The following is a 14,439-nucleotide window of genomic DNA, read 5'->3' as shown; positions in this document are numbered from 1 at the left end:
CTTTCCGCTCCATACCCCAACATATAAACTCGGTAGGACATATCGGCTAACCTTATCGTGCTCGACAACGTAGCTAACCATCTGACCGCGACCGAAAACCATTTGTCCGTTGTGGAGCTTGAGCGACCCGCAACAGGGATTGACGTATGTGCCGTCAGCAGTCCCGACCGGCAGGCGCGGCGGGAACGCCCACCAATATAGGGGCATTCCGCAGAAGATTGCGATCAGGCCGACCAGCCGAGCGAGGGTTGTCCTACTCATCGTTGGATCATGCGCCTATCAGCCGCAGCGTCAACGGCTCCTATTGGGGCGTTAGCTGCCGGACGGCCAATCTCTTTCAACTCCGTCCATTTCGGTCGATGTCCGAAAGGCTTAATAGCCCTCAAGCGATCAGATCGTAGGCATCGGTAGGAAAAAACGTCGTTCACATTGGTTTTATGTTTACCACCCGGCCTACGCCGGGGTGACGAGAGAGGGGCGAAAATTGCTTCCAAACCCAAACGGGGTGACGGAAAATTCCCTCTCAACACGCCGACGCGGGTGACGGCGTGGATCTTTAATAAGTCGGCGGTGCCGCACCCGGCATTGGTGGAATATCGCCGTCGTCCTCGTGGCTTTCGTCCAGCCCCAGCCCGACATGGCTGCGCTTGCGGCTGTACAGGAAATACACGATCAGCCCCATGCCGCCCCAGACCGGCAAGACCAGAATGGCGAGCCACGGCAGCGAGAGATACAGGCCGACGCAGCCGATGATGGCCATTGGCGCGATGATCGTTACGGCGGGGACGCGGAAGGGGCGCTTGCGCGTGGGGTCCTTGCGACGCAGGACCAGTACCGCGATGGCGACCATCATGAACGCAAACAACGTGCCCGAATTCGAATAATCGGCCAGTTTCCCGACCGGCAGGAATGCAGCGGCAAAGGCGACGACGATGCCGGTTACCGCCGTCACGACATAAGGCGTTTTGAACTTCGGATGCACACTGGCGAGCTTGGCGGGCAGCAGACCGTCACGCGCCATGACAAAGAACACGCGCGTCTGGCCGAACATCATCATCAGCACGACCGAGGGGAGTGCCAGCACGGCGGCAAGGCCGACCAGCCGACCCATCGTCGGCCAGCCGATGCTGTCAAGGACGTGGACCAGCGCCTCCTTCGAACAGACCAGCGGTTCCAGCACGCCGCTGGCCGTGATGGCCGCGCACCGGCCCGCCATTTCGGCCGAACCCGGCGACAGGACGACGCCCGCGGCATTGGCGACCGGCTGTGCGCCGATGGCCCCGATCGCGCCGCTGGCGACCAGCAGGTAGAATAATGTGCAGATGCCCAGGCTGGCGATCAGCCCGATCGGTACGTTGCGCTGTGGGTTCTTGGTTTCCTCCGCCGCCGTCGAAACCGCGTCGAAGCCGACATAGGCGAAAAAGATCGAGGCGGCCGCGCCCAGCACACCGCTGCCGCCGGTCGGCATGAAGGGGGTGAAATTCTCCGCCTTCATGACCGGGATCGTCAGCGCGATGAACGCCGTCAGCGCGGCGATCTTGATCGCGACGAGGATGGCGTTGAACCGTGCGCTTTCGGTCGTGCCGAGGATCAGCAGGCCGGTGACCAGCACCGCGACAACCACGGCGGGCAGGTTGAAATAGCCCCCCACCTGCGCCGCCGTCAGCAGGTCGGGCGTCGGCGTGGTGCCGAACGCCATCGATACCTTCGCCATCAGCGCGTCGCCATTGCTGATCGCCGCCGGGAAATTCCAGCCGAGCCCGTTGATCAGCCCGACCGCATGGTTTGACCAGCCGACCGCGACCGCACTCGCGCCGACCGCATATTCGAGGATGAGTGCCCAGCCGACCATCCACGCCAGCAGTTCGCCGGTGACCGCGTAAGTGTAGGTATAGGCCGATCCCGAAACCGGGACCATCGAGGCGAGTTCGGAGTAGCAGAGTGCGGCGACCGCGCAGACGAAGCCCGCCACGATGAAGCTCAACAACATGCCCGGCCCCGCCTTTTGCGCGGCCTCCGATGTCAGGACGAAGATACCCGTTCCGATGACAGCACCGATGCCCAGCATGGTGAGCTGGAACGCGCCGAGCGACCTGTGCAGCCCCTTTTTCTCGGCGGTGAGAAGAATGGCGTCGAGCGATTTGACGCGGTCGAAAATCATGCGGGAACCCCCATTACGTTTTTGTTATTGGCCGGGAGCCTAGCCAGTAATCGCGTGTAGGCAAGCCCTTAGCGCGCCAGCAGCGGGCCAAGTGATGCGCCCGCGAAAATATGGACGTGAAGGTGCGGCACCTCCTGATGCGAATCCAGCCCGGTATTGGCCAGCAGCCGGTATCCCGGCGCGACCAGCCCGGCGGCGCGCGCGACCTCGCCGACCGCCTTCACAAAACCGATAATGTCCGCATCGGGCGCGCGAGCCGAAAAATCGTCCCACGAGACATAGGCCCCCTTCGGGATGACCAATATGTGCGTCGGTGCCTGCGGATTTATGTCGTGAAAGGCGAGCGCAAAGTCGTTGTCGAACACGGTTTTCGACGGGATTTCACCGCGCAGGATTTTTGCGAAGATGTTCTGGTCGTCATAGGGCAGAGTGGCGTCGATCGGCATGATCAGGGCTTTCTTGCAGCTTTTTCGGCGATCCCCGACTGGCCCTCGCGGCGTTGTAACTCCGCGGTGACATCGGCAAGGTTGACGCCGCGCGCGTCCAGCAGGACCAGGAGGTGGAACAGCAGATCGGCGGCTTCCCCAGTCAGGTCATCGGCATCGCCCGACAGCGCGGCGACGACGGTTTCCACCGCCTCCTCGCCCAGCTTGCGCGCCATCAGCGGCACGCCGCCCGCATTCAGCCGTGCGACATAGGATGTCGCCGGATCGCCAGCACGGCGCGCGGCGATGGTCCGGGACAGGGTGGTCAGAATATCGGTCACGCGCTCGTTAAGCGGTGGTCGAGCCGGAAAATCAAGGGCCGAAAATCACCGCCAAGATCAAGGACGGCGACGGCTGGCCCGGCGTCCGATCATCAGCCCGACGACGCCCAGTGCAAACAGGCCGAACTCGCCAGGCTCGGGCACCACAATGCTCGCCATCGCCAGCGCGGGGGCGGCGGTGCCAATCATTACCATCAGGGCAACCATACGGGTCATGGTGCCGCCCTGTCATATATCCGACCGAGTCGCCAGTTGTTGCGCCTCCGAAATCGATACCGATTCGGGACAGACTGGGACCGGACCGCCTAAGACCGGACGGGCAACCCCGCCGCCGCCAGCGCCCGTCGCGCCTCGGCAATCGTTACATCACCGAAATGAAATATCGACGCCGCCAGTACCGCGCTGGCATGACCCGCCAAAACCCCCTCTACTAGATGCTCTACCAACCCGACGCCGCCGCTGGCGATAACCGGGATCGCGACCGCATCCGCGATGGCGCGGGTCAGGTCCAGGTCATAGCCATCGCGTGTGCCGTCGCGGTCCATCGAGGTGACCAGCAGCTCGCCCGCGCCAAGGTCAGCCAGCCGGACGGCATGGCCGATTGCATCGATCCCCGTCGCCTTGCGCCCGCCGTGGGTAAACACTTCCCAGCCATCGCCGACCCGCCGGGCATCGACCGAGGCGACAACGCACTGGCTGCCGAAGCGTTCGGCGATGTCGGCCACCAATTCGGGCCGCGCGACCGCCGCCGAATTCACCGCCACCTTGTCCGCCCCGGCCAGCAACAGCGCTCGCGCGTCGTCGGCACTCCGCACCCCGCCGCCGACGGTCAGCGGCATGAAGCAGACTTCGGCGGTCCGGCGCACGACGTCGATGATCGTGTCGCGTCCCTCGTGGCTGGCGCCGATGTCGAGGAAGCACAGCTCGTCCGCACCCGCCGCATCATAGGCGCGGGCGACCTCGACCGGGTCGCCCGCATCGCGCAGGTCGACAAAATTCACGCCCTTCACGACCCGCCCGTCGGCAACGTCGAGGCAGGGTATGATGCGGACGCGGACGCTCAAAGTGCCGCCAGGGTCAGGGCCGTCGCCAGGTCCAGACGCCCGTCGTACAGCGCGCGCCCGGTAATGACGCCCTCGATCCCGTCCTTCGCATGGATCGCCAGCATCCGGATATCGCCGATCCCCGCCACGCCACCACTGGCGATGACGGGGATGTCGGTCGCCCGCGCCAGATCGACCGTCGCCTGGACGTTGCACCCCTTTAGCATCCCGTCACGACCGACATCGGTGAACAGCAAGGCCGCCACGCCCGCATCCTCGAAGCGCCGCGCCATGTCGATGACCTCGACATCCGAAACATCGGCCCAGCCCTGCGTGGCGATAAAGCCGTCGCGGGCATCGACCCCGACGACCACGCCGCCCGGGAACGCCGCGGCCGCATCGCGCACCAGCTGCGGGTCGGTCAGCGCCGCGGTCCCGATGATCACCCGCGAAACCCCGGCGGTGAACCAGCCTTCGACCGATGCCATCGTCCTTATGCCGCCCCCGACCTGCACATGGCCCGGAAACGCCGCGACGATCCGTGCGACCGCGTCGGCATTGACGCCGTGCCCCGCAAACGCGCCATCCAGGTCGACGACGTGGAGATACTCCGCGCCCTGTCCGGCAAAGATCATTGCCTGTGCCACCGGGTCGTCGCCATAGACGGTTGCGCGGTCCATATCGCCCTCAGCAAGGCGGACGACCTGCCCACCCTTCAGGTCGATGGCGGGAAAGACGATCAGGCTCACGGTCGCCACTCCATGAATTGCGCCAGTGTTGCCAGCCCGTAAGCCTGGCTTTTCTCCGGGTGAAACTGCACGCCCAGCATATTGTCATGACCAATCGCAGCCACGATGCTCCCGCCATGATCGGTCAGCGCCAGCACCTGCCCGGGATCATCGGCGACGAAGGCGTAGCCATGCAGGAAATACGCCTCGCCACTTTGCAGGACCGGATGCAGCCCCGATACAGTGACGTCGTTCCAGCCCATATGTGGAATCTTCAGGTCGGGGGCGGGGGCAATCGGGCCGACGCTTCCCGCGATCCAGCCAAGGCCCGGCGTCACCCCATGTTCGCGACCTTCGCCCGCCATCAACTGCATCCCGACGCAGATCCCCAGAAAGGGCACCCCGACCCTCAGGACCGCGTCGCCCAGCGCGTCGATCATCCCCGGAATGCCGGACAGGGCCCCCATGCAATGCGCGAAGGCACCGACCCCGGGCAAGACGATCCGCCGCGCGGCCAGCACGTCCTTCGGGTCGGCGGTCACGCAAACGTCGGCGCCTACCGCTTTCAGCGCATTGGCAACCGAATGGAGATTGCCCGCGCCATAATCGATCAGCGCGACCGCTGTCATGCGCCCAGCGCCTCGACCATCAGGGGTTCGGCCATCGTCGCCACGAAATGTATGACCTTCGCCCGTGCCACGCCGTTCAGGACAAACGGATCGGTCGCGACGATCGCCTCGACCGCCGCCTTGTCGCCGCGAAATATCAGCACGCCGCCGGTCGTCGGCCGCTGCCGCCCCGACGCGAGCATCACCCCGTTATCGTAAGCGAGCTTCAGCCAGTCGACATGGGCGGGTCGGTGAACGTCAACTTCGTGGACATCGATCAGATACGTCAGGATGACCACGCACAGCGGCGCATCGCAGCGCGCATAGCTGTCAGCCACCCAATGTGCCCTTGGTCGAGGGGATGCTGTCGGCCTTGCGCGGATCGATCTCGACCGCCTGCCGCAACGCCCGCGCCAGCCCCTTGAAACAGCTTTCGACGATGTGATGGTTGTTCGATCCGTAGAGGTTCTCGACGTGCAGCGTCAGCCCGGCGCTTTGCGAAAACGAATGGAACCAGTGCTCGATGAGTTCGGTATCCCATTCGCCGAGGCGCTGTGTGTTCAACGCGACCTTCCAGACAAAGAACGGTCGCCCCGAGATATCGAGCGCCACCCGGGTCAGCGTTTCATCCATGGGCGCATAGGCGGTGCCGAACCGCGTGATCCCCTTGCGTTCGCCAAGCGCCTTCGAAAATGCCTCGCCAATGGCGATCCCGCTATCCTCGGTGGTATGGTGCTGATCGATATGCAGGTCGCCGACTGCCTTCAGCGTCAGGTCGATCAGCGAATGGCGCGAAAGCTGCTCCATCATGTGGTCCAGAAAACCAATTCCGGTGGAGACGTCGTAAATTCCGGTGCCGTCGAGGTTCAGATCGACGTCGATGGAAGTTTCACTGGTCTTGCGATGAACCGAGCCTGTGCGCATGGCCAGTGCCTATAACCGCTGATCATCGCTGTGCAACGCGTCTTGACCGTTTCGCGCCACAAGTTCACCAAGGCGACATATGACCGACACCCTGCCCGATAGCCTGATTCCCTACGATGAAATCGTCCAGGAGGCGTTGCGCGCCGTGGTCGGTCGCGTGCTGGGCAGCATCCAGCATGAGGGGATGCTGCCCGGCGAGCATCACTTCTACATCACATTCAAGACGGGTGCGCCCGGGGTCGACATCCCTTCGCACCTGATTGCGCGTTTTCCCGACGAGATGACGATCGTGCTGCAAAACAAGTTCTGGGACTTAAAGGTCCATGACGCGGCATTCGAGGTGGGATTGAGCTTCAATGCCATCCCGGCGCGGCTGTTCGTGCCGTTTTCGTCGATCACGGGCTTTGTCGATCCGGCGGTGAATTTCGCGCTGCAATTCCAGGTCGCGGGCGATGCCGACGGCCCGGCGGAACACGACGCGGCGGGCAATGATGCGCCGTTTGAACCGGTCGAGGATGGATCGAATGTCGTCTCGGTAGATTTTAAGCGCAAGAAGTAACGACCCCCACAGGTCGTCATCCTGAACTCGCTTCAGGATTCATTTTTCATTAGGCACCGATCGTGGCGTGTCACGATCGGTGCTGAAATAAGTTCAGCTTGACGGGACGTTATATGACCGAAACCCGCACTGAAACCGACAGCTTCGGCCCCATCGAAGTCCCGGCGACCGCCTATTGGGGCGCACAGACTCAGCGCAGCATCGAAAACTTCCCGTTCGGTGCGCGGGAGCGGATGCCAATCGAGATCGTCCATGCGCTCGCCATCGTGAAGCAGGCGGCGGCGAGGGTGAACCGCGCACATGGGCTGGATGCCGAACTCGCCGACGCCATCGAGTCGGCGGCGGCTTCAGTCGCGGCGGGCGAGCATGACGATCAATTCCCGCTCGTCATCTGGCAGACGGGGTCGGGCACGCAGTCGAACATGAACGTCAACGAAGTTGTCGCCGGAATTGCCAACGAAGCGCTGTCGGGCGTCCGCGGCGGAAAGACGCCGGTCCATCCCAACGATAACGTTAACATGAGCCAGTCGTCGAACGACAGCTTTCCTACCGCGCTTCATGTCGCGACGGCGATCGCCGTCACGGGAAAGCTTTATCCCGCGCTCGACCGATTGCAGCAATCGCTCGAGGCGAAGTCGCGGGAGTGGACCGACATCGTCAAGATCGGGCGGACGCATTTGCAGGACGCGACGCCGCTCACTCTAGGGCAGGAATTTTCGGGTTATGCGAACCAGCTCTATCGGTGCCGTCGCCGGATCGAGCCCGCGATCGCCCACGGGATGTGCCGCCTTGCACAGGGCGGGACAGCGGTCGGCACCGGCCTGAACGCACCGTCGGGCTTTGCTGGTGAAATGGCGGTGGCGATTTCCGATCTGACCGGCCTGCCGTTCGCGCCTGCGGAAAACAGTTTCGAGGCGCTAGCGTCGAACGATCCCATCGTTCACCTGTCGGGCACGTTGAACACGCTGGCAGTTGCGCTGACCAAGATCGCCAACGACATCCGCCTGCTGGGATCGGGGCCGCGCGCTGGCATCGGTGAACTGAACCTGCCCGAGAACGAACCCGGCAGTTCAATCATGCCGGGCAAGGTCAATCCGACCCAGTGCGAGATGCTGACGATGGTGGCGGCACAGGTCATGGGCAATCATCTGGCCATCACTGTCGGCGGGATGCAGGGCCATCTCGAACTTAACGTGTTCAAACCGATGATAGGGGCGAACCTGTTGCGCTCGATCGATTTGCTCGGCACCGGCATGCTCAGTTTTGCGATCCGTTGCGTCGAAGGCCTCGAACCCAATCGCGCGCGCATTGCCGAACTGGTCGATCGTTCGCTGATGCTGGTCACCGCGCTCGCGCCCGAGATCGGCTATGATAACGCCGCCAGAGTCGCCAAACACGCCCATCACGAAAACCTGACATTGCGAGAAGCCGCGCTGGCGCTGAACGTCGTCGATGCCGCAACCTTTGATCGCCTCGTGCGTCCTGAGACCATGATCGGCAACACAGGAGGTTCAGGCAGATGATTGGCAAGATTCTCGGCGCAATCGTGGGGAGCAAGATCGACCGGCGCGATGGTGAAGGTGGACTGAAGGGTGCTGCAATCGGTGCGCTGACGGTCGGTGCGGCACGTCGACTCGGACCGCTGGCGCTGCTGGTCGGCGGCGTGGTTGCCGCTCGTGCGATCATGAAACGGACCGCACCCCCCTCTACCGATCTTTGAAAACCGACGACCGGGCGTTGACCTTCCCCGCGCTTTGGGGAAGGAGCGCCCATGCCCGTCACCTTCCCGCTCGCCCGCCGGGGCCTACTCTTCGTTCTGTCGTCTCCATCGGGCGCGGGTAAGTCCACCATCGCGCGTAAGTTGCTGGCCGCCGATGAAGGGTTAGAGATGTCGGTATCGGCGACCACCCGCCCGATCCGGCCCGGCGAAGTCGATGGCCTCGATTATCACTTCGTCGATCTGGAACGCTTTCGCATGATGGTGGCGAACGGCGATTTCCTGGAATGGGCGCATGTTTTCGACCATCGCTACGGGACGCCGCACAAACCCGTCGATGACATTTTGTCCGACGGACGCGACGTGCTGTTCGACATCGACTGGCAGGGCGCGCAACAGCTTTACCAGCAGGCGGGTGGTGACGTGGTCCGTGTCTTCGTGCTGCCGCCGTCGATGGATGAACTTCACCGTCGCCTGATTGCGCGCGCGACCGATGCGCCCGCCGTGATCGACGCCCGCATGGCGCGCGCGGCGTCTGAAATCGGCCATTGGGACGGCTATGACTATGTGCTGGTCAACGACGACGTCGAACGCTGCTTCGAGGAGGTCAGGACCATCCTGTGCGCCGAACGTCTGAAGCGCAGCCGACAGACCAGTCTGATCGGCTTCATCCGGAGCATGACGCGCCCTTCCTGACGGTCAGGTGCGAAGGAGCGCCAGTAATTTAGCACCTCCGACGAAATCGGCGCGATGGGCGGCGCGGGTGTCCGCCGCCATCCATTCCTCGCCCCACAGTTCGGCCTGCCAAAGCTCGTCGAGGTGGCAGGCGTCAAAGGCGGCGTCGGGGTCGATGGCATCCTCTGCGATCATCATCGCGACGACGAGCGACCCGCCGATGGTCACGATCGGGGACAGTGCCGCCAGCTGGAACGCATCGCGCGCGGCGATCGCGGTGCCGAGGCGCGCGATCGTTTCGGGCGGTTGCGCGCGGTGGATGACTCCTGTGGTCACGGTAAAGTTCACATCATAGCGGGTACGCGCCCAACCGAGGATCGGGTCCCAGACCGCAGCCTGCCGGTCGACCAGTGGCGAGGGCGCGTCGGCGCGGTAGCAGAGCAAATCGGTTTCGGCATAGGCGGCCAGCCCGGCGGCGTAGGTCACGGTGTCCGGCGCGATCCTTTCGATGGCGGCGTTGGACAGGCCGGTCAGCGGCATCTCGTGCGGCCTGATGCCGGTCTGCACCGCGCGCCATTCTTCGGCGACCGCGTGCGCCAGCGCCTCGGTTGGCAGGACCAGCGGCAGCCGGCCCGGGGTTCGCAGGGGCTTGCCGTCTAGTAGAATGGCTCGGTCTGCGACTGCGACGTCTTTCCAGAACCGCTTCACGGGCGCGGCGTTCGCCACTGGCGGGCGAGGATCGCCGGCACGACCATGACGTCGATCGCACCGACCAGGATCATGGCCCCGCCGACGATCTCGGCCGGTTCGACCCAGCGCCTGGCGATGACAACGATGCCGAGGAAGGCGATCAGCACGCCACCGAGCCGGATCAGCGCGAGGATGACAAAGCGTGGCCGGGCAGGGTCGGGCGTCAGGTCGGTCATGCAGGCTCCAATGCGGCCGGTATTTCGCGCGGGTGTGCAACGACGGCGTCCGCTCCGGCGTGGTGCAACTCTTCGACCGGGTGATAGCCCCAGGCGACGCCGAGCGCCCGCGTTCCAGCGGCCACCGCCATGGCCATGTCGAAACTGGTGTCCCCGATCATGACAGTCGTGGCCGGGGATGCGCCCGCCTCCGCCATCGCCGCTTCGATCATCGCGGGATGGGGCTTGGATGGATGGCGGCTTGCGGTCTGGAGCGTGACAAACTTGTCGGTCAGGCCGTGGTGGGCGAGGCAAAGGGCGAGACCGCGGTCGGACTTTCCGGTTGCCACACCGAGCGTCCAGCCCGCCGTTTCCAGGGCGTCGATTGTTTCGGCAATCCCCGCATATAAAGGCTCATCCACCTGCCCGTTGCCCCGCATCCGGTGAAACGCCGCCTTATAGTCCTGGGCCAACTGACGGTGAAGCGCGTCATCGCCCTCTGGCAGCAGCGCCTGTATCGCCTCGTAAATGCTCAGGCCGACAATGCGCAGCGTCGCCGCCCGGCCCGGCGGGTCGAGCCGTGAGGCGATAAAGGCATCGTCCATCGCGGTGCAGATGGTATGCTGGCTGTCGACCAGCGTCCCGTCACAGTCGAACAGGGCAAGGCGGTTCATGCGGGCATCACCTACCGCACCCCTTTGCGTTCCTGCCCGCGCGAACGACGTTCGCCCTTGCGTTCCTTGCGCGCCGACTTCGCCTTGTTCAGCGCGGCGCGGCGCTTGCCCTCTGCCGTTTGCGAAAACTTGACCTCGTCGAGCACCAGCACGTCGGCCAGTTCCATGTCGAAGCCAAGGTCGTCGATCGTTTCGGCGAAATGCGGCGGTAGTTCGGCGGTGACGTCGATCTGGCCCTCGACCGGATGATCGACCCGAATGCGCCGCGCGTGAAGATGCATCTTGCGGCTGACGGTGCCGGTCAGGAAACTTGCCTTGCCGCCATATTTGCCGTCGCCGACGATGGGGTGTCCGATCGCGGCCATGTGGACGCGTAGCTGGTGGGTGCGGCCGGTGTAGGGCTGCAATTCGACCCACGCCGCGGCATTCCCGGCTCGTTCGATGACCCGGTAGCGGGTGCGGGCAGGGCTGCCTTCCTTCTCGTCGACGTGCATCTTCTCGCCGCCCGATCCGGGCTGCTTGGCGATCGGCAATTCGATCATGCCGTCATGCACTTCGGGAACGCCGACCACGATCGCCCAATAGACCTTGCGCGCCGTGCGGCTGGAAAAGGCAGTGGCAAAATGCGCCGCCGCCTTCGGGGTCCGGGCGATCAGCAACGCGCCGCTGGTATCCTTGTCGAGCCGGTGCACCAGCTTCGGGCGACCTTTCAGCTCATAATTCAGCGCGTCCAGCAGCTTGTCGACGTGTTCGGTCGTGCCGGTTCCGCCCTGCGTGGCGAGGCCCGGCGGCTTGTTGATGACCAGCCCGGCATCGTCGCGGTAGATCACCAGGCTCTGTGCGAATTCGATCTCGTCCTCGGTCAGGGTGCTGACCTTGCGCGTCGGTCGTTCGGACGCGGTGCGGGCGATCGTGGCGTCGGCGGGGGGCACCCGGATGACCTGCCCGGTGAGGACACGGTCGCCCGGAGTCGCGCGGGCGCCATCGACGCGCAACTGCCCGGTACGCGCCCAGCGCGACACCAGGTTGAAGCTCGAATCGGGGAGATGTCGCTTGAACCAGCGGTCGAGGCGGATGCCGTCGTCATCGGCGGCTACGGTAAACTGACGAACGTCTGTGCTCATGATATGCGTACCAATGTGAGACCGAGCGCAAGTGCGGCAATCGAGCCGATCACGCTGGCGGCGATATAGCCGATTGCAGGAAACGCCTGGCCCCGTTCGATCAGCGACCATGTTTCGAGGCTGAACGCGCTGAAGGTAGTAAAACCGCCGAGGACACCGACGCCCAGAAACAGCCGCCACGGTTCGCCGTCATCGCCGAAACGCGACAAGGCCGCGACCAGCACGCCCATCAGGAATCCGCCGACAATATTGATGGCAAGCGTTCCCCATGGGAACTGGACCCCGATCGCGCGGACGGCGGCTGAACTGGCAAGATAGCGGGCTCCGGCGCCAACAGCGCCACCGATCATGGTGAGTACGAGAGGGGGCATGATGCAGCGCCTAGCGCGCCCGACGCATTCCCGCCACCCTTAGCGCCCGCGGTTCGTGACCAGGTCAATGCGGCTGCCGTTGGGAACTGCCGTCGTATCGATCCGAAATGCAGCGCCATCGGCCAGGCGCGCCGCCCTCAGCATGGCAGGTCCGCGACCGATCCCGAACCCGGCGCGCTTGGCGATCACGGCATAACGGTCGAGCATCTGGGCCGGGGTGCCGATCATCCCGAACCGGATTATCCGCAGCGCACAGCCGGGCCGATCGCTGCCCGCCGCTTCGGCCAGGTGCGCGCCGTCGGGCAACTGGAGCCACCGGGGCAGGCGCAGGCTCCATTGCGCCGTATAGCCGATTGCCGGGTTGCAGCCCGCAAATCCCGGTTCGCGAACGCGTGCGGCGGCGACCTGCCCCAGCGTCGCTGCGCCGATGGTATCGACGACCGCATCGGGCGGGATCTGCATCGTTGCGGGCTGGGTGGTGGGGCCAATCGCATCGGGCGCAGTGGCGCCGTGCATGTCGAGGTCGGTCAACAGCGGCTCTGACAGAGCCTCGGCAACGGCAGGATCAGCAAAATTGCGCGGCGGGTCGGGCACGGTGCCATCGCATCCCGCGAGGACGAGGATCAGCAGGGCGGAGGCAATTTTCATGGTGTAACGACAAATCGCATCGCGGGGGCTTGTCAGCAAGCCCCGCCGCTCCCAATCTGCCATCATGTTCAATGTTATCTCAATCCTGATCGGCCTAGTTGCGCTGTTGCTCGCGATTCCGGCTTTCTTGCCGTTCTTTGGCTGGGCTTATTGGCTGGTCATACCTATTGCGCTGGTCGGTCTCGTCTTAGGTGTATTTTCGTCGCACCGGTCGGGGCGCAACCTGAATATAATCGTTATTTTGGTCGGTGTAGGTCGCCTGATGCTGGGCGGCGGTATTTTTTAGGCTTCGAGCACGATCAGCGTCGCGCCATCGATCGGTTGCAGAAACGCACCACCGATATGGCCCGCGCGTTTCCAGATGATCCGGGCCTCGATAACGATTCCGTTCATGTCCAGCGCAACTGGCGCGCCGGGCATCATCGTCCTGCCGCCTTCTGCCATGAAACCGTTCAGCGAGATGTTGCGAACAGTAATCGCCAGGCGCGTGCCGCGGGCAGTTCTCAGCCCAGCGGCGACGGCAATATGGGCGCGGTCGGGCCGCCGGTCATCTGCTACGATTGGCGATTAAAGTGCCTTTGTCATCTTAAAGTGGCCCCCTGTCGCGATCACTAACCTATTCCAGTAAATAATTTATGATGAACAAGCAGATTCATTTCGCGGGCATACAAAGACTTCTATCGCGATGACCTGTCGGTCCAAAGTCGGCAGTTGCGGCGTTAACTATTTGGTAATATTTTGGGTTGAGAAATCGTTAACAATTTTGAGCGTGCCGCTCGATCGGCGCGGCGACAAGGAAATCGGCACATGCTTCGCACTTCTGCTGTCCTGACCGTGCTTGTCATCCTCGGGACCGGGGGGTGCTCAAGGGTGCATCCACCGCGATCCGCAGGCGCGACGACCGTGATCGACGATAGCCGTCCGAACGATTGGAAAGCGATCGCCAGCGATGTCGACGCCGACAGGATCGGCAAGATCGGCGACAACTGGCAGTCCGCGCTGGCCGACGTGCGCGCCCATGGCGGAGACAAGGCAATTGCCAGCGAAGGCGCGCTGCTGGACCCCAACGCCGCCCTCCCGCGACCGGCCCCGCCCCCCGGCGTCTATCATTGCCGCGTCGTCCGACTGGGCCTGACCAACGAAAACCACACCAAGGCGTGGGCGGCGTTCAAGCCATTTTTCTGTTTCGTGGCGGTCGAGGGCCCATTGCTGACATTCACGAAGGGGACCGGAACCCATCGCCCGGGTGGACGGCTGTGGGACGATGGCGAAAAGCGGATGGTTTTCCTCGGCAGCGTTTCTGCCCAGCCCGATGGCCCGCTGCCCCCCTATGGCGACAATCCGATGAGCAACCAGATCGGCGTCGTCGAACGCATCGGTGATTTTCGCTGGCGCATGGTCCTGCCCGGATCGACACCAGAGGCCAAGCTCGACGTCATGGAACTGCTGCCCGACGCGCCGGACCCGGTGGCCAAGTCGGCTCCCTAGGCGCGCGTCCTAGGGAGCGCTGCGTTGTGGTCGCGCCTCGGCAAGGAT

General features: G+C 63.9%; 23 protein-coding genes. 6 read left to right on the top strand and 17 right to left on the bottom strand.

Translation table 11 applies throughout. The annotated features are described in order from the left end of the window. The 10 genes from Q0R02_RS05880 to hisB all read right to left on the bottom strand — a co-directional run. Nucleotides 1–261 (bottom strand): hypothetical protein (locus Q0R02_RS05880; RefSeq protein WP_293881589.1); only part of this gene is annotated, 261 nt, incomplete at its 3' end. 295 nt (nt 262–556) lie between these two features. Continuing rightward, entirely contained in the window at nt 557–2,161 is a 1,605-nt protein-coding gene (locus Q0R02_RS05875; RefSeq protein ID WP_293881588.1) for an amino acid permease, read from the bottom strand. A gap of 68 nt (nt 2,162–2,229) precedes the next feature. Then, nucleotides 2,230–2,607: a histidine triad nucleotide-binding protein gene (locus Q0R02_RS05870; RefSeq protein ID WP_293881587.1), complete on the bottom strand. Its 378-nt coding sequence runs from the start codon at nt 2,605–2,607 to the stop codon at nt 2,230–2,232. A 2-nt stretch (nt 2,608–2,609) separates the two neighbouring features. Continuing rightward, complete coding sequence (locus Q0R02_RS05865; RefSeq protein ID WP_293881586.1) at nt 2,610–2,927, bottom strand: phosphoribosyl-ATP diphosphatase; 318 nt, start codon at nt 2,925–2,927, stop codon at nt 2,610–2,612. A gap of 57 nt (nt 2,928–2,984) precedes the next feature. Then, the gene (locus Q0R02_RS05860; protein ID WP_293881585.1) at nt 2,985–3,143 is read right to left on the bottom strand and encodes a hypothetical protein; all 159 of its coding nucleotides are present in this window, start codon (nt 3,141–3,143) and stop codon (nt 2,985–2,987) included. A gap of 89 nt (nt 3,144–3,232) precedes the next feature. Next, on the bottom strand, nt 3,233–3,991 hold the full coding sequence (hisF, locus tag Q0R02_RS05855) for an imidazole glycerol phosphate synthase subunit HisF (protein ID WP_293881584.1): 759 nt from the start codon (nt 3,989–3,991) through the stop codon (nt 3,233–3,235). Further along, nucleotides 3,988–4,719, bottom strand: a complete 732-nt coding sequence (gene hisA / locus Q0R02_RS05850; RefSeq protein ID WP_293881582.1) for a 1-(5-phosphoribosyl)-5-[(5-phosphoribosylamino)methylideneamino]imidazole-4-carboxamide isomerase — start codon at nt 4,717–4,719, stop codon at nt 3,988–3,990. Before hisA ends, hisF begins: the two co-directional genes overlap by 4 nt. Further along, nucleotides 4,716–5,327, bottom strand: a complete 612-nt coding sequence (hisH, locus tag Q0R02_RS05845) for an imidazole glycerol phosphate synthase subunit HisH (protein ID WP_293881581.1) — start codon at nt 5,325–5,327, stop codon at nt 4,716–4,718. Before hisH ends, hisA begins: the two co-directional genes overlap by 4 nt. Continuing rightward, on the bottom strand, nt 5,324–5,644 hold the full coding sequence (locus Q0R02_RS05840) for a YciI family protein (RefSeq protein WP_293881580.1): 321 nt from the start codon (nt 5,642–5,644) through the stop codon (nt 5,324–5,326). The genes hisH and Q0R02_RS05840 overlap by 4 nt, the downstream gene beginning before the upstream one ends. Continuing rightward, a complete protein-coding gene (gene hisB / locus Q0R02_RS05835; protein WP_293881579.1) occupies nt 5,637–6,230 on the bottom strand; it encodes an imidazoleglycerol-phosphate dehydratase HisB in 594 nt (197 codons plus the stop codon). The genes Q0R02_RS05840 and hisB overlap by 8 nt, the downstream gene beginning before the upstream one ends. A gap of 79 nt (nt 6,231–6,309) precedes the next feature. On the opposite strand from hisB, the gene Q0R02_RS05830 reads away from it, so the two are divergent. From Q0R02_RS05830 to gmk, 4 genes are all read left to right on the top strand, one after another. After that, entirely contained in the window at nt 6,310–6,789 is a 480-nt protein-coding gene (locus Q0R02_RS05830) for an SspB family protein (protein WP_293881578.1), read from the top strand. A 113-nt stretch (nt 6,790–6,902) separates the two neighbouring features. Continuing rightward, nucleotides 6,903–8,312 (top strand): class II fumarate hydratase, encoded by a 1,410-nt coding sequence (gene fumC, locus Q0R02_RS05825; protein ID WP_293881577.1) that lies wholly within the window; start codon nt 6,903–6,905, stop codon nt 8,310–8,312. Next, entirely contained in the window at nt 8,309–8,509 is a 201-nt protein-coding gene (locus tag Q0R02_RS05820) for a hypothetical protein (protein ID WP_293881576.1), read from the top strand. Before fumC ends, Q0R02_RS05820 begins: the two co-directional genes overlap by 4 nt. 51 nt (nt 8,510–8,560) lie before the next feature. Next, complete coding sequence (gene gmk, locus Q0R02_RS05815) at nt 8,561–9,202, top strand: guanylate kinase (RefSeq protein WP_293881575.1); 642 nt, start codon at nt 8,561–8,563, stop codon at nt 9,200–9,202. Between the two features lie 3 nt (nt 9,203–9,205). On the opposite strand, the gene Q0R02_RS05810 is transcribed toward gmk, so the two are convergent. The 6 genes from Q0R02_RS05810 to Q0R02_RS05785 are packed head-to-tail and all read right to left on the bottom strand — an operon-like array spanning nt 9,206 to nt 12,903. Beyond that, the gene (locus Q0R02_RS05810; RefSeq protein WP_293881574.1) at nt 9,206–9,889 is read right to left on the bottom strand and encodes an ATP12 family chaperone protein; all 684 of its coding nucleotides are present in this window, start codon (nt 9,887–9,889) and stop codon (nt 9,206–9,208) included. After that, nucleotides 9,886–10,107 carry a hypothetical protein gene (locus Q0R02_RS05805; protein WP_293881573.1) on the bottom strand — a complete coding sequence of 74 codons (222 nt, stop codon included), beginning with the start codon at nt 10,105–10,107 and terminating at the stop codon, nt 9,886–9,888. The genes Q0R02_RS05810 and Q0R02_RS05805 overlap by 4 nt, the downstream gene beginning before the upstream one ends. Next, nucleotides 10,104–10,760 carry an HAD-IA family hydrolase gene (locus tag Q0R02_RS05800; RefSeq protein WP_293881572.1) on the bottom strand — a complete coding sequence of 219 codons (657 nt, stop codon included), beginning with the start codon at nt 10,758–10,760 and terminating at the stop codon, nt 10,104–10,106. The genes Q0R02_RS05805 and Q0R02_RS05800 overlap by 4 nt, the downstream gene beginning before the upstream one ends. Nucleotides 10,761–10,771: 11 nt before the next feature. After that, nucleotides 10,772–11,884 (bottom strand): RluA family pseudouridine synthase, encoded by a 1,113-nt coding sequence (locus Q0R02_RS05795; RefSeq protein WP_293881571.1) that lies wholly within the window; start codon nt 11,882–11,884, stop codon nt 10,772–10,774. After that, complete coding sequence (gene crcB / locus Q0R02_RS05790; RefSeq protein WP_293881570.1) at nt 11,881–12,255, bottom strand: fluoride efflux transporter CrcB; 375 nt, start codon at nt 12,253–12,255, stop codon at nt 11,881–11,883. The genes Q0R02_RS05795 and crcB overlap by 4 nt, the downstream gene beginning before the upstream one ends. A 39-nt stretch (nt 12,256–12,294) precedes the next feature. Further along, on the bottom strand, nt 12,295–12,903 hold the full coding sequence (locus tag Q0R02_RS05785) for a hypothetical protein (RefSeq protein ID WP_293881569.1): 609 nt from the start codon (nt 12,901–12,903) through the stop codon (nt 12,295–12,297). Nucleotides 12,904–12,967: 64 nt separating this feature from the next. On the opposite strand from Q0R02_RS05785, the gene Q0R02_RS05780 reads away from it, so the two are divergent. Beyond that, complete coding sequence (locus Q0R02_RS05780) at nt 12,968–13,189, top strand: hypothetical protein (RefSeq protein WP_293881568.1); 222 nt, start codon at nt 12,968–12,970, stop codon at nt 13,187–13,189. Here Q0R02_RS05780 and Q0R02_RS13790 read toward each other — a convergent pair. After that, entirely contained in the window at nt 13,186–13,464 is a 279-nt protein-coding gene (locus Q0R02_RS13790; RefSeq protein WP_367271434.1) for a PilZ domain-containing protein, read from the bottom strand. The genes Q0R02_RS05780 and Q0R02_RS13790 overlap by 4 nt on opposite strands. A 246-nt stretch (nt 13,465–13,710) precedes the next feature. On the opposite strand from Q0R02_RS13790, the gene Q0R02_RS05770 reads away from it, so the two are divergent. Beyond that, nucleotides 13,711–14,391: a DUF4893 domain-containing protein gene (locus Q0R02_RS05770; protein ID WP_293881566.1), complete on the top strand. Its 681-nt coding sequence runs from the start codon at nt 13,711–13,713 to the stop codon at nt 14,389–14,391. Nucleotides 14,392–14,439 lie beyond the last annotated feature (48 nt).

Origin of the sequence: Sphingomonas sp., from assembly GCF_025353885.1 — a bacterium.
Taxonomy (GTDB): Bacteria; Pseudomonadota; Alphaproteobacteria; order Sphingomonadales; family Sphingomonadaceae; genus Sphingomonas_O.
Note: the sequence above shows the minus strand (reverse complement) of the source record. Positions and strands in the feature narration are given on the sequence as shown.